At 68.6% G+C, this 14,351-nt stretch carries 12 protein-coding genes; 4 read left to right on the top strand and 8 right to left on the bottom strand.

The features are described 5' to 3' along the window. The first annotated feature begins 2 nt into the window (after positions 1–2). Both IB278_RS11445 and IB278_RS11440 read left to right on the top strand, forming a co-directional pair. Complete coding sequence (locus IB278_RS11445) at positions 3–926, top strand: polysaccharide deacetylase family protein (RefSeq protein ID WP_145742601.1); 924 nt, start codon at positions 3–5, stop codon at positions 924–926. Positions 927–988: 62 nt separating this feature from the next. Then, a complete protein-coding gene (locus IB278_RS11440; protein ID WP_192323480.1) occupies positions 989–1,756 on the top strand; it encodes a GntR family transcriptional regulator in 768 nt (255 codons plus the stop codon). A 39-nt stretch (positions 1,757–1,795) separates the two neighbouring features. Here IB278_RS11440 and IB278_RS11435 read toward each other — a convergent pair whose 3' ends face one another. From IB278_RS11435 to leuS, 6 genes are all read right to left on the bottom strand, one after another. Next, on the bottom strand, positions 1,796–3,667 hold the full coding sequence (locus IB278_RS11435) for a potassium transporter Kup (RefSeq protein WP_145742605.1): 1,872 nt from the start codon (positions 3,665–3,667) through the stop codon (positions 1,796–1,798). Between the two features lie 174 nt (positions 3,668–3,841). Further along, positions 3,842–5,152 carry a glutamate--cysteine ligase gene (gene gshA, locus IB278_RS11430; RefSeq protein ID WP_145742607.1) on the bottom strand — a complete coding sequence of 437 codons (1,311 nt, stop codon included), beginning with the start codon at positions 5,150–5,152 and terminating at the stop codon, positions 3,842–3,844. 121 nt (positions 5,153–5,273) lie between these two features. Next, positions 5,274–6,569 (bottom strand): glutamate-5-semialdehyde dehydrogenase, encoded by a 1,296-nt coding sequence (locus IB278_RS11425; protein WP_145742609.1) that lies wholly within the window; start codon positions 6,567–6,569, stop codon positions 5,274–5,276. A gap of 67 nt (positions 6,570–6,636) precedes the next feature. Then, positions 6,637–7,710 carry a DNA polymerase III subunit delta gene (gene holA / locus IB278_RS11420; protein WP_192323479.1) on the bottom strand — a complete coding sequence of 358 codons (1,074 nt, stop codon included), beginning with the start codon at positions 7,708–7,710 and terminating at the stop codon, positions 6,637–6,639. A gap of 6 nt (positions 7,711–7,716) precedes the next feature. Beyond that, positions 7,717–8,238 carry an LPS assembly lipoprotein LptE gene (gene lptE, locus IB278_RS11415; RefSeq protein ID WP_145742613.1) on the bottom strand — a complete coding sequence of 174 codons (522 nt, stop codon included), beginning with the start codon at positions 8,236–8,238 and terminating at the stop codon, positions 7,717–7,719. A 20-nt stretch (positions 8,239–8,258) separates the two neighbouring features. Then, positions 8,259–10,889, bottom strand: coding sequence for a leucine--tRNA ligase (gene leuS, locus IB278_RS11410; protein WP_192323478.1), 2,631 nt, complete (start codon positions 10,887–10,889; stop codon positions 8,259–8,261). 160 nt (positions 10,890–11,049) lie between these two features. Here leuS and IB278_RS11405 point away from each other — a divergent pair, with 160 nt between their 5' ends. Together IB278_RS11405 and IB278_RS11400 are read left to right on the top strand one after the other, a co-directional pair. Beyond that, positions 11,050–12,027 (top strand): Bug family tripartite tricarboxylate transporter substrate binding protein, encoded by a 978-nt coding sequence (locus IB278_RS11405; RefSeq protein ID WP_192323477.1) that lies wholly within the window; start codon positions 11,050–11,052, stop codon positions 12,025–12,027. 117 nt (positions 12,028–12,144) lie between these two features. Then, positions 12,145–13,221, top strand: a complete 1,077-nt coding sequence (locus tag IB278_RS11400; protein WP_192323476.1) for an NAD/NADP octopine/nopaline dehydrogenase family protein — start codon at positions 12,145–12,147, stop codon at positions 13,219–13,221. On the opposite strand, the gene IB278_RS11395 is transcribed toward IB278_RS11400, so the two are convergent. Next, complete coding sequence (locus IB278_RS11395) at positions 13,216–13,824, bottom strand: peroxidase-related enzyme (protein ID WP_145742620.1); 609 nt, start codon at positions 13,822–13,824, stop codon at positions 13,216–13,218. The genes IB278_RS11400 and IB278_RS11395 overlap by 6 nt on opposite strands. After that, positions 13,821–14,342, bottom strand: a complete 522-nt coding sequence (locus IB278_RS11390; protein WP_192323475.1) for a CMD domain-containing protein — start codon at positions 14,340–14,342, stop codon at positions 13,821–13,823. Before IB278_RS11390 ends, IB278_RS11395 begins: the two co-directional genes overlap by 4 nt. Between the last annotated feature and the right edge of the window lie 9 nt (positions 14,343–14,351).

Raw genomic sequence — 14,351 nt, 5'->3', positions numbered from 1 at the left:
GCATGACTGCACGCTGGCCCGAGCGGCTGCCCACGCACGGCCGCTTCGACTACAGCCCCATCACACGCCGGCCCGACTACGCGTGGCCGAACGGCGCACGGCTGGCCGTGTACATCGGCTTCAACATCGAGCATTTCGCCTTCGGCGACGGCCTGGGCGCCTGCATCGGCCCGGCCTCGCCGCAGCCCGACGTGCTGAACCACGGCTGGCGCGAATACGGCAACCGCGTGGGCGCCTGGCGCTGCCTCGAACTGTTCGACGCGCTGGCGCTGCCGGCGGGCGCGCTCGTCAATACGGCGCTCTATGACCATTGCCCGGAACTGGTGCAGGCCTGCGTGGCGCGCGGCGACGAGTTGATCGGCCACGGCCACAGCAACGCGGAGCGCCAGGGCGCATGGGACGAGGCGCACGAACGCGCATTGCTCTCAGGCTGCCGCGAACGCATGCGGCGCGAGAGCGGCCAGGCGCCGGCCGGATGGCTGTCGCCGTGGATCTCGGAAAGCGCCGTGACGCCCGACCTGCTGGCCGAGACCGGCTACGGCTATACGCTCAACTGGTGCCACGACGACCAGCCGGTGCTCATGCGCACGCGCGGCGGCGGCTCGATCTGGTCGGTGCCGTATCCGCAGGAGCTCAACGACATTCCGATGATCGTGGGGCGCCTCATGGACGCCAGGGACTTCAGCGCGATGGTGGTCGACAACTTCGACGAGATGCTCGAACAGTCGCGCGCGCAGCCGCTGGTGATGGGCCTCGCGCTGCATCCCTACATCGTCGGGCAGCCCTATCGGCTGCGCCACCTGCGCACGGCGCTGACGCACCTGGCACGCGGGCGCGACCGCGGCGACATCTGGCTCACCACGCCGGGCAGGATCGCATCGCACGTGCAGCAGCTTGCAGCGCAACGGCCCGCGGAGTTCATCTGATGAGCAGCCGGATGCACGCCGCACGCGTTCGATAATGGGCGGGTTCCCCCATCGCCTGCTCCATGCCCCGCTCATCCTCGCCATCCAAGCCCGCCATCGCGCCGCGCCCCGCCCGGCGCAAGCTGCCGCCCACCGACGGTGCCGCGGCGAAGAACGACGACCACGGCGACATCGAGGAACGCATCTACCGCTCGGTCTTCGAAGGCGTGACCAACCAGCGCCTCGCGCCCGGCACCAAGCTGCCGGAGGCGTCGCTGTGCGAGCTGTTCGGCGTCAGCCGCGCGCTGGTGCGCAAGGTGCTCCAGCGGCTCGCACACGACCACATCGTGGAACTGCGTCCGAACCGCGGTGCCATCGTGGCCATGCCCTCGCCCGAGGAAACGCGGCAGATCTTCGAGGCGCGCCGCGCGCTCGAGGCCGCGCTGGTGCGCATGGCCGTGCGCAACGCCACGCGCGCCGAAATCGCCGAACTGCGGCGCCACCTGAAGCAAGAGCATGCGGCGATGCACCGCTACGCGCAGCCCGAGTGGGCGCGCCTGGCCAGCACCTTTCATTTGCGCGTGGCGAAGCTCGCGCGCAATCCGATCCTGGAACGCTACCTGACCGAACTCATGTCGCGCTGCTCGCTGATCGTGGCGCTCTACGAACCGCCCGGCAATGCATCGTGCGAACATGGCGAGCATGCGGACGTGGTCGATGCCATTGCGCGCGGCAATTCGGACGAGGCCGTGCGCCTGATGGAAGAGCACCTGCTGGTGCTCGAGAAGAACATCGCCCTCGACAGGCCCGCTTCGCAGCGCAGCCTGGGGCAGATGCTGGGACTGGCCTGAGGCGGGGCAGGGGCCGGCGGCTGCGCGGGCCGCCGCCGGTCAGATCTCGATCTTCGAGCCCAGCTCCACCACCGCATTGTTCGGCAACCCCAGGAACGCGGCAGCGCCGCTCGCGTTGTGGTGCATCTGCGCGAACAGCTTCTCGCGCCACGGCGCCATGCCGCTGCCCAGCGTGGGAATGACGACGTCGCGCGAGAGGAAGTAGCTCGTCGTCATCGGCTCGAGCTGGCAGCCGCGCATGCGCGCGTTGTCGAGCGCCCGCGGCAGGTCGACATCGTTCTTGAAGCCGTAGTGCACGATGACCTGCCAGCAATGGTGGCCGAGCGCCTCGATCTCGATGCGCTTGTCCATCGGGATCCAGGGCACTTCGTGGTTGCGCACGGTCACGAACATGTTCTGCTCGTGCAGCACCTTGTTGTGCTTGAGGTTGTGCAGCAGCGCATTGGGCACCACGCCGGGTTCCGCGGTGAGGAACACCGCGGTGCCGTCCACGCGCGCGGGCGGGCTCTCGAACACCGAATCGAGAAAGGCCTTCAGTTCGATCGCATCGGCGCGCTGCACCTCGCCCATCAGGCGGCGGCCTTCCTTCCAGGTGATCATCAGGGTGAACACGGCGCCGCCGATCACCAGCGGGAACCAGCCGCCCTCGAACAGCTTGAGCAGATTCGACGCGAAGAACAGGAAGTCGACCACGAAGAACACCGCGGTCGACGCAATGCACAGCACCAGCGGCAGCTTCCAGGCGTAGCGGATCACGAAGAAGGTCAGGATCGTGGTGATCAGCATGTCGGTGGTCACGGCAATGCCGTAGGCCGCGGCCAGACTGCTCGACGAGCGGAACATGACCACCGCGAGCACGATGGCCACGAACAGCCCCCAGTTGACCAGCGGAATGTAGATCTGCCCCGCCGTGCGCACGCTCGTGTGCTCGATGTTCAGGCGCGGCAGGTAGCCCAGCTGGATGACCTGGCGCGTGACGCTGAAGGCGCCCGTGATGAGCGCCTGCGACGCGATGACCGTGGCTGCCGTGGCCAGGAGCACCAGCGGAACGAGCGCCCATTCGGGCGCCATCATGAAGAACGGGTTCTTCACGGCCTCGGGGTTCTCCAGCAGCAGCGCGCCCTGGCCGAAGTAGTTGAGCGTGAGCGCCGGCATCACGACCGTGAACCAGGCCACGCGGATCGGACGCTTGCCGAAGTGGCCCAGGTCGGCGTAGAGCGCCTCGGCGCCCGTCACGCACAGCACCGTGGCGCCCAGCAGGATGAAGCTGGTGCCCGGGTTGTCCCACATGAACTTCAGGGCGAACCAGGGGTTCAGCGACTTGAGGATTTCAGGGTGGTGCAGGATCTGCGACACCCCGAGCACCGCAATCGCCAGGAACCACGCGAGCGTGATGGGCCCGAAGAACTTGCCGATGCCCGCCGTGCCGCGCTTTTGCACCACGAAGAGGCCGAACAGCACCACCAGCGTGACCGGCAGCACATAGTGCTTGAAGTGGGGCGACACCACTTCGAGGCCTTCGACCGCCGAAAGCACCGAGATGGCCGGCGTGATGACGCCGTCGCCATAGAAGAGCGAGGTGCCGAAGATGCCCACCAGCAGCAGCACGTGGCGCAGCTTGGGCTTGTCGGCCACCGCGCGCGAGGCCAGCGCCAGCATGGCGACCAGGCCGCCCTCGCCTTCGTTGTCGGCGCGCAGCACCAGCACCACGTACTTGATCGACACGATGACGGTGAGCGTCCAGAAGAACATCGAAAGGATGCCGTAGACGTTTTCGACAGTGAACGGCAGGTGGCCGTGGCCGAACACTTCCTTGACTGCATACAGCACGCTGGTGCCGATGTCGCCATAGACGACACCGATGGCGCCGATGATCAAGGCGGCGGCGGAAGTGGATTTGGGAGGTGACACGAAGTCGATGGGAAAAAGGGAGGTTGCTCGCGCGTAACCAGACGTCACACGCACCGAGATGCTGCCGCGATGGAATTTCCAGCCGCCGCGCGCACCCCTCCGCCCTCTTGTTTCCTTTGCTGTGGGGCCGCTATTTTGCCGCCGACCGAGGCCTGCGCAAGCCGCCCGGGAAAATCATTCGTAGATTTCGGCGTCCGGATCGGTGGCTTCCATTTCGTAGCTCGCAGCCACCATGGCCAGGCGGCCCACCACGCCATACATGTAGAAGCGGTTGGGGGCGCTCGCGCCGGGCTTGGCGCCGGGTTGCGGCAGATGCGCGCTTTCGGAGAACGCCAGCGGCACGAAGCTCGCGCCCGGCAGCTTGAGGTTCTCGTCGGGGGCGCGCTCGGCATGCACGCGGTAGAAGCCGCCCACCACGTAGCGGTCCATCATGTAGACCACCGGCTCGGCCACGCCGTTGTGCACGCGCTCATTGGTCAGCACGCCTTCCTGCACGATCACCTCGCCGGGCTCGCGCAGTTCCCTGGCGGCCGCGCCCGCCTTGCCTGCCGGGGCGCTGCGCGGCTTGCCGACCAGGCCCTCGACTTCCTTCGCGTCGCGCACGGTGACCACGCCCGGCCCGTCGCCGCCGACATGGCCCTTGACGACGACGAAGGGCTTCTCGTTGATGCCGTATTCCTTGTACTTGCGGCGCACCTTGGTCAGCACCGCGTCCACGTGGCTGGTCAGCACATCGATGCCGCGGCCTTCGGAAAAATCGACGCCGTCGGCGCGCGCATAGATCGGGTTGATCAGCCAGGGGTCGATGCCCAGCAGCTTGCCGAAGCGCTTGGACAGTTCTTCGTAGCTGTGCAGGTGGTTGCTCTTGCGCCGCACCGACCAGCCCGCGTGCAGCGGCGGCAGCAGGTACTGCTCGTGCAGGTCTTCCAGGATGCCCGGCGTGCCGGCCGACAGCTCGTTGTTGAGCAGGATGGTGCAGGGATCGAAGTTCTTGAGCCCGAGGCGGCGCTTGCTGCGCACCACGGGCTCCAGGCACACGGTTTCGCCGTTGGGCAGTTCGATCTTCTTGGGCGACTTGATGGCCGGATCGATCGAGCCCACGCGCACGTTGAGTCCCGCCATGTGGAAGATCCGCACCAGCTGGGCGACGTTGGCGAGGTAGAAGGTGTTCTTCGAGTGGTTCTCGGGAATGACGAGCAGGTTGCGCGCTTCCGGGCAGATCTTCTCGATGGCCGCCTGCGCGGCCTGCACCGCCAGCGGCAGCATCTCCTTGGTGAGATTGTTCCAGCCGCCGGGAAAGAGATTGGTGTCGACCGGCGCCAGCTTGAAGCCCGCGTTGCGGATGTCGACCGCGCTGTAGAACGGCGGCGTGTGCTCCATCCATTCGAGCCGGAACCAGCGCTCGATGGCGGGCGTGGAATCGAGTACCCGCTGTTCCAGTTCGTTGATCGGGCCGGTCAGGGCGGTGACGAGATGCGGAACCATGCGGCGGCCTTGTTGGATTTGTACTTGAAAGGTAGAGCGGAATTGTAGGATTTGGGGATGGCCGCCCCAATGACAAGACTACGTAGAGCGGACTTGGTTCAGTCCGCCCGCCTCCGGCGCATCAGCTGCGCACTTCGCCCTGCCCGAGCACCACGTACTTGAGCGAGGTCAGCCCTTCGATGCCGACCGGTCCGCGCGCGTGGAACTTGTCGGTGCTGATGCCGATTTCCGCCCCCAGGCCAAACTCGAAACCGTCCGCGAAGCGTGTGCTCGCATTGACCATGACGCTGGCCGAATCGACCTCGCGCAGGAAACGCTGTGCATGCACGTGGTCGCGCGTGACGATGGCGTCGGTGTGGTGGCTCGAGTAGCGGTTGATGTGCGCGATGGCCTCGTCGACCCCTTCGACCACCTTGATGCTGATCACCGCGGCAAGGTATTCCTCGGACCAGTCGGACGGGGCCGCATCGACGATTCTTGCGCCCGAGCCGGCCAGCGCCTCGTCGGCGCGCAGGATCCGGGCAGCCACCGGGTCGCAGCGCATTTCAACGCCCTTGGCCGCGAAGATGGCGGCGATCCGGGGCAGGAAGTCTTCCGCCACCGCGGCCGACACCAGCAGGCCTTCGGCCGCATTGCAGGGGCTGTATTTCTGCGTCTTGGCGTTGTCGACGATGCGCAGCGCCATCTCGAACTCGGCCGTGTCGTCCACGTAGACGTGGCAGTTGCCGTCCAGGTGCTTGATGACCGGCACCTTGGCATCGCGGCTGATGCGCTCGATCAGGCCCTTGCCGCCGCGCGGGATGATCACGTCGACGAACTCGGGCATCGCGATGAGCTGGCCCACGGCTTCGCGGTCGGTGGTCTGCACCAGCTGCACCGCATCCACCGGCAGGCCGGCCTCGGCCAGCGCCCCGGACACCAGCAGCGCCAGCGCCTTGTTCGACTCGATCGCCTCCGAGCCGCCGCGCAGGATGGCCGCGTTGCCGCTCTTGATGGCCAGGCTCGCGGCCTCGATGGTCACGTTGGGCCGGCTCTCGTAGATCATGCCGAAGACGCCGATCGGCACGCGCATCTGGCCCACGCGGATGCCGCTGGGCTGCTGCTTCATGCCGATGATTTCGCCGATCACGTCGGCCATGCCGGCGAGCTGCTCGCAGCCCAGCGCCACGGTCTCGATGACCTTGGGCGTGAGCTTGAGGCGGTCGACCATCGGCGCCGACAGGCCGGCGGCGGTGGCGCGCGCCAGATCCTTCTGGTTGGCCTCGGCGAGGTCCGGGCCGGCTTCGCGCAGGCGCTTGGCCAGGGCCTTCAATGCTCTGTTTTTGGTAGCTGCATCCGCACGGGCCATGAGGAATGCAGCGGTTTTTGCCTGCAGGCCGAGGGTCTGCATGTGCTCGCTGACGTTGAACGCGTTCATGCAGCTATTTTCCCACGCGGACCTGCTGCACGGCTGACGCAGGCCTTTTGGCTGCGCTCGTCAGGGATCAGGCGCGGCGCGCGGCAGTCGGCGCGCTGCTGCAGGCGCGGCACAGCATCAGCGCCAGCCGCTGCAGCGCCTGCCAGCCGCCGGCCGGCCAGTCGGGCTGCTTCAGTCCCTTGCAGATGCCGTCGACCACATGGGCCGCGCGCAGCAGCCGCGCCAGCATGCGGTCGTCGAGCCGGGGCAGCACGCGCTCGAAGGCGCGCTCGCGCGGGCCCCAGATGCGGTTCTCGCGCAGCGCCATGGGCAGCGGCCGGCCCGCGGCCATGGCGTCCTTCACGCGCTTCAGGGCGCGGATGTCCTCGGCGATCGTGTAGTGCACCAGCACCTCGGCCTCGCCTTCGGCCTGCAGGCCGTCGAGCATGCGCGCCACGCGCTGCGGATTGCCGGCCAGCACGGCCTCGGAGAGCTTGAAGACGTCGTAGCGCGCCACGTTGTTGACCGCGCCTTCGACCTGCTCCCAACTCAGTTCGCCCGCCGGATGCAGCAGGGCGAGCTTCTGGATTTCCTGGTGCGCGGCGAGCAGGTTGCCCTCGACGCGGTCGGCAAAGAACTGCAGCGTGCGCTGGCCTTCGTCGCCGGGCATCACGCGCTGGCCCTGCAGGCCCAGGCGCTGCGCGATCCACTGCGGCAGCGCGCTGCGCTCGATCGGGTCGACCTGCAGGCTCACGCCATTGTTCTCGAGCGCCGAGAACCAGGCGCCCGTGCGCGTGGCCTTGTCCAGCCGCGGCAGCATCACCAGCGTGAGCGTGCTGTCGTTGCCCTGCGCCGCCTCGGCCAGCTGCTGCAGCGCCGTGCTGCCGTCCTTGCCGGGCTTGCCCGAGGGAATGCGGATCTCGACGATCTGCTTGTCGGCAAACAGCGAGAGCGAGCCGCCCGCCGCGAGCACCGCGCTCCAGTCGAAGTGCGCGCCGGCCACGGTGTACGAACTGCGCTCCGTATAGCCCGCCACGCGCGCCGCGGCGCGGATGGCATCGGCCGCTTCCTGCGCGAGCAGCGGCTCGTCGCCATGGATCGTGTAGAGAGGCTTCAGACCCTTCTGCAGATGGGAGCCCAGCTGGGCGCTGGCAAGTTGCATGGAATCCTAGAGTTCCTTGACGGCCGCGAGGCGCCGCATCATCTGCTGTGCGATGTCGGCCTGCATGTCGCGGTACAGCAGCTCGGCCTCGCCTTCCTTGGCGAGCGCGTTGGTTTCGTTGAAGCTCAGGTCGCGCGACTGCGACACCTCGGTGGGCGCGAGCAGCATCTTGCCGCCCGGCGTGCGCAGGCTGAAGCGAACGCGCAATTGCAGCTGCAGCTCGCGCAGCAGGCCGGCCGAATTGGTCGAGATCACGATGCGGTCGCGGTTCTCGCCCAGGATCTCGAGGATCGCGTCGGCGCTCTGGGCCTGCTCGGGTGGCACCAGCGTCACGGTGCCGGCGGCGCGCATTTCGCGCCGCAGCCGGTTGATCAGCTCCGAATTGCCCGACACCGACAGCGTCTTGAACGCGAACACCGGCGCCTTGCGCAGTTCGAATCCGCAGCCGGCCAGCGCGAGGCTGGCGCCCGCCGTGGCCAGGCCCAGGAGAAAGCCGCGGCGCGGCAGCGGGGCGTTGCGATTGTTCATGCTTCTATCGATCGTTTCGTTCAGATGACCACGTTGACCAGCCGGCCGGGAACCACGATGACGCGCTTGGCCGGCGCGCCCTCGGCGAACTTGACGAAGTCGTCGCACGAGAGCGCGAGCGCTTCGATCTCGGCCTTGGAGGCGCCGGCCGGCACGCGCAGCGCGCCGCGCAGCTTGCCGTTGACCTGCAGCATGAGCTCGATCTCGTCCTGCTCCAGCGCGCCCACGTCCACCACGGGCCAGGGCGCGTCGAGCAGGCCGCCCAGCTCCTTGTCGTAGCCAAGCTGCTGCCAGAGCTGGCAGGCGATGTGCGGCGTGGCCGGATACAGGCAGCGCAGCAGGATGCCGAGGCCTTCGCGCAGCGCGGCGGCATCGCCGGCGCTGCCATCGGGCTTGAAGCCCTCGAGCGCATTGAGCAGCTTCATCGCGCCCGACACCACCGTGTTGTATTGCATGCGCTGGTAGTCGTAGTCGACCTGGCGCAGCACGGTGTGCACCTCGCGGCGCAGCGCCTGCGCGGCCTTGCCGAAGGCCTGGCCGCCGAACGCCACCGGGGCCACGTCGGCCTGCGCCACGCCGAAGTTCCAGACCCGGCGCAGGAAGCGGTAGCTGCCCTCGACGGCCGCGTCGTTCCACTCGAGCGTGGCCTCGGGCGGCGCGGTGAACATGGTGTAGAGGCGTGCGGTGTCGGCGCCGTACTTCTCGATCAGGTCCTGCGGGTCGACGCCGTTGCGTTCGCTCTTGCCCATCTTGCCGACGCCGCCGTATTCGACCTTGGTGCCGTCCGCGGCGACGCCGCCGACGATGCGGCCCTGCGCGTCGAGCGTGGGCGTGACTTCCAGCGGCGGGTGGTAGTTCTTGCCGCCCTTCTCGTCGCGGTGGTAGTAGATGTGGTTGAGCACCATGCCCTGCGTGAGCAGCTTGCTGAAGGGCTCGTCGACCTTCACCAGGCCCAGGTCGCGCATCACCTTGGTCCAGAAGCGCGCGTACAGCAGGTGAAGGATCGCATGCTCGATGCCGCCGATGTACTGGTCCATCGGCATCCAGTAGTCGGCGCCCTCGGCGACCATCGCCTGGTCGTTCTTCGGGTCGCAATAGCGCATGAAGTACCAGGAGCTGTCGACGAAGGTGTCCATGGTGTCGGTCTCGCGCCGCGCGGGCTTGCCGCAGACGGGGCAGACCACGCCGGCGTGGAAGCCTTCATGCCTGGCGAGCGGGTTGCCCGAGCCGTCGGGCACGCAGTCGGTGGGCAGCACCACGGGCAGGTCCTTCTCGGGGACCGGCACCGCGCCGTGCTCGTCGCAGTGGATGATCGGGATCGGCGTGCCCCAGTAGCGCTGGCGGCTCACGCCCCAGTCGCGCAGGCGCCAGGTGGTCTGCATCTCGCCCAGGCCCTTCTGGGCGAGCGCATGCGCCACGGCGGCCACGGCCTCCTTGTAGGTCATGCCGCTGAAGTTGTCGGAGTTGATGGTCACGCCGCGCTGCTTGTCGGCGTACCAGTCCTGCCACTTGTGATAGTCGAAGTGCGGCTCGTCGTCGACCAGCACCACCTGGATGATCTCGATGCCGTACTTGTTGGCGAAGGCGAAATCGCGCTCGTCGTGCGCCGGCACGCCCATCACGGCGCCGTCGCCGTAGTTGATGAGCACGTAGTTGCCGACCCACACCGGCACCTGCTCCTCGGTGATCGGGTGCTTGACGGTCAGGCCCGTGGGCACGCCCTTCTTTTCCTGCGTGGCGAGCTCGGCCTCGGTGGTGCCGCCGCTCTTGCATTCCTCGATGAAGGCCGCGACCTTGGGGTCGAGCGTGGCGGCGTGCACGGCCAGCGGGTGCTCGGGCGCCACGGCGCAGAAGGTCACGCCCATGATGGTGTCGGCGCGGGTGGTGAACACGTACATGCGGCCGTCCTGGATCAGCCGGCCGCCCGCGTCCTTGATGTCGTGCGTGAAGGCGAAGCGCACGCCCTCGCTCTTGCCGATCCAGTTCTCCTGCATCAGCTTGACGCGCTCGGGCCAGCCCGGCAGCTTGTGCTGGGTGTGCTCGAGCAATTCCTCGGCGTAGTCGCTGATCTTCAGGTAGTAGCCGGGGATCTCGCGGCGCTCGACCGTGGCGCCGGTGCGCCAGCCCTTGCCGTCGATCACCTGCTCGTTGGCCAGCACGGTCTGGTCGACCGGGTCCCAGTTGACGACCTGCGTCTTGCGGTAGGCGATGCCCTTCTCGAGCATCTTCAGGAACAGCCACTGGTTCCACTTGTAGTAGCTGGGATCGCAGGTGGCGATCTCGCGGCTCCAGTCGATCGCCAGGCCCATGGCCTGGAGCTGGCCGCGCATGTAATCGATGTTCTCGTAGGTCCACTTGGCCGGCGGCACGCCGTTCTTGAGCGCCGCGTTCTCGGCCGGCAGGCCGAAGGCGTCCCAGCCCATGGGCATCAGCACGTTGTAGCCGCTCATGCGCAGGTAGCGCGTGAGCATGTCGTTGATGGTGTAGTTGCGCACGTGGCCCATGTGCAGCTTGCCGCTGGGGTACGGCAGCATCGAGCAGGCGTAATACTTTTTACGGCTCGCGTCCTCGGTGACGCGGTAGGCATCGGCGGCGCTCCATTGCGCCTGGGCAGCGGACTCGACGTCGCTGGGTTTGTAGCTGGGGTTCATGACGGTTCGGCAGGAGCCCGGCTCGGAGCGGCCGGGGAAGGCGGATTATCGCGCCCGGCCGGCCGCCCGGCCGGCAGACTCTAGACTTGAGGCACGTAACCTGCGTATTGCACGGGTTACGCCTACCCTTCGGCAGATTTTTCGCACCGCCTGGAATGCCATGAAATTGTTCCTGAAACACCTCGCCCTGGGCCTCGCGGCCGCCGCCAGCCTGGCCGTGATGCCGCTGCATGCGCAGCCGGCCGGCGACAAGCCGCTGCGCATCGTGGTGCCCTTCGCCGCCGGCGGGGCGCAGGACGTGATCGCCCGCTACCTGGGCGCCAAGCTCTCGGACAAGCTCGGCGGCAGCGTGATCGTCGACAACAAGGCGGGCGCGGGCGGCATCGTGGCGGCCGATGCGGTGGCCAAGGCGACCGACGGCGCCACCGTGCTGCTGGCCACCGGCGGCGCCATCACCATCGCGCCCCACCTGCAGGCCAAGCTGCCCTACGACCCCATGGCAGACCTCGCGCCAGTGGCCCTGGTCGGCGACACGCCCATGACCCTGGCCGTGCGCGCCGAAAGCCCCTACAAGACCCTGGCCGACGTGCTGCGCGACGCCAAGGCCAAGCCGGGCCAGCTGACCTATGCCTCCACCGGCAACGGCACGGTGTCGCACCTCACGGGCGCGCTGTTGGCCCAGGCGAGCGGCGTGAACCTGCTGCATGTGCCCTACCGCGGCGCGGCGCCGGCGCTGACCGACCTGCTGGGCGGCCAGGTGGCGCTGATCGTGACCAGCGCCGCTTCCATCGAGCCGATGGTCGCGAGCGGCAAGGCCCGCGTGCTCGGCACCTTTTCGCGCGCGGCGCTGCCCAGCCTCGGCACGCCGCCGACGGTCGCGGAGGCGGCGGGCCTCGCGGGCATGGACGTGCCGGTGTGGGTGGGCGTGATGGCGCCCGCGCGCATGCCGGCGGCCAGCATCGAGAAGCTCTCGGCGGCGCTGGTCGAGGTGTGCAACCTGCCCGAGACCCGGCAGCGCTTCGCCCAGCTGGGCGCGGTGAACACCTGCGGCGGCGGCGCGGCGTTGGGCAAGGTGATCGCGGAGGACAGCCAGCGCTGGGCGAAGGTCATCAAGCAAGGCGGGATCAAGGTTGATTGACGTGGCTCTCCCCCAGGCTCCGCGCACTTCGTGTCGCTTCTCCCTCCCCCTCACCGGGGGCAACACCGGCGGCCCGGCAGAGCCGGTTCCGCGGTGTTCGCGAAAGGGGCCCGCAGGGTGACGGAGGCTGACGGGCTGTATCGCGTCGGCATCGCGGGGGCCGGGGCGATCGCCCTGGCCAGCGCGGCGTGGCTGCGTCAGGCGGGCCACGGCGCCATGCTCTGGTCGCCGGGCGGCCGGGGTGCCGAGGCCCTGCGCACGCAGCCGCTCGAAGCGGTCGGCGTGCAGCCCTGCCGCGTGGCGGTCGAAGTGGCCGGCGATGCGGCGCAGCTTTGCGGCGCATCGGATGTGCTGCTGATCGCCCTGCCGGTCAACGGCCACAAGCGCGTCATGGATGCGCTGCTGCCCTTCCTGCGCGACGGGCAGACCGTGATCGTCAGCTCGATGGCCTCGCTGTCTTCGCTCTATCTGCACGAAAGCGCAGGGCGCGCGGGCAAGCGAGTGACGGTCGCCAGCTTCGGCACCACGGTGCTGACCGCCCGCCGCGAATCCGCCACGCAGGTCCGGGTGATGACGCGGCGCCAGGCGGTCGGCGTCTCCGCGCTGCCGAGCTCGGAAATCGAGCGCGCCATCGAACTGTGCACCGCGCTGTTCGGCGGCGGCTTCTTCGCGCAGGACAACACGCTCGCCAGCGCGCTCGCGAACGTCAACCCGCAGTCGCACGGACCGCTGGCCGTCTTCAACTGGACCCGCATCGAGCACGCGGAGAACTGGCCGCAGTACCACTGCATGACGCCCGGCGTGGCCCGCGCGATCGAGGCGCTGGACCGGGAGCGGCGCGCCGTGGCCGGCGCCTTCGGCATCGCGCTCGGGCCGATCGAGGAGCATTTCGCGCGCTCCTTCGGCACGGAATCGGCGCGGCTCGAGGACATCGCGGCCGAGCTGCATGCCAAGCGCGGCGGGCCGCCCGGCCCCGTGCGCACCGACACGCGCTACCTGAGCGAAGACATGCCCTACGGCCTGGCCTTCGTCGAAGCGCTCGGCGCCATCGCCGGCGTGGCGACACCCGCGACGCGCACCATCGTGGACGCTGCCTCGCTGGTCAGCGGCATCGACTTCCGGCAGCGCAACGACCTGCTGGCGCCGCTGGGCCTGGCCCGCGAAACCGTGGCCGGCCTGCTCGCCCGCCTATGACGAGGCGGCAGCGGCCGGAAAGACCGGCTCGCCGAGGTTGAGCATCAGCCGGTTGGCCCAGGCGAAGAGCGCCACGGAGTGGACGAGGTCGAGGATCTCGAGTTCGCTGAGCCCCACTTCCTTGAGCGTTCGCACATCGTCGGCCGACACCTTGCCGGGCTCGGCGCCGAGCCGGATCGAGAATTCGACGATGGCCTTCTCGCGCGCCGTGGTGCCCGCGGAGGCCGGCTCCTCGAACACCTGCGAGATCACGTCGCTGCGCTTGGCCAGCTGCTCGAAGCGCTGCGCATGCACCGAGGCGCAGTACACGCAGCCGTTGACGCGCGACTCCACCGTGGCGCCCAGCTCGCGCTCCGCGCGCGGCATGCCGCCCGGCGCGAACATGATCGCGTTGAAGGCGATGGAGCGCTGCAGCAGCATCTCGGGCTGGTGCGCGAGCACCAGGAAATACGGCGAGCTGCGCGCCTGCGGGCTCATCTCGTCGAGCGCGGCCAGCTGGGCCGGCGTGGCCGAGGCAACGTCGACCGGGTCGAGCCAGGGCTTCCAGCTCAGCACCTCGTTGGTGAAGCCCTTGATGCGGATCGGCGCGTTCGTACTGCTCATGCTGCGACCTCCACGGCGGCCAGCGCCTGCAGCCCCGCGACCACACGGACCTGGTAGGAGAGAAAGGCAATCAGCTGGCCCAGCGCGACGATGGCGGGCGTCGAGAGCCCTGCGTCGGCCAGCGACTGCACCGCGGCCCTGTCGCCCTCGATGGGGCGCTCGATCAGGCTCGCGGTGAACGCCAGCACCGTGCGCAGCCGCGCATCGGCCACCGGCGCGCCGCTGCCCACGGCCGCGATCAGCTCGCGGTCCACGCCCTCGGCCAGCAGCCGCTCGCGGTAGTGCGCGGCGAGCGTCGCGGCCTTGGAGACGCTGCAGGCGTGCAGCGCGACCAGCAGGCGCTCGGCCACCGACAGGCCTTCGACCGAGGACGAGAACATCGCGTCGTAGCTGCCCTGCGTGGCCGCCACGACCTTGTCGCGCTGCTGGCGCAGCAGGCGGGTGGCGTGGCCGGGCACCAGCGGCACCGTGGCGTCGATCACGTCGAGGGCAAGAGAAGATTCGGAAAGAGTGGTCATGCGTTTCGA

Source organism: Variovorax sp. VRV01 (assembly GCF_014852545.1).
In the GTDB taxonomy this organism is placed as follows: Bacteria; Pseudomonadota; Gammaproteobacteria; order Burkholderiales; family Burkholderiaceae_C; genus Variovorax; species Variovorax beijingensis_A.
The sequence above is the reverse complement of the archived record's forward strand: the minus strand, read 5'-3'. Positions and strand labels throughout refer to the sequence as shown.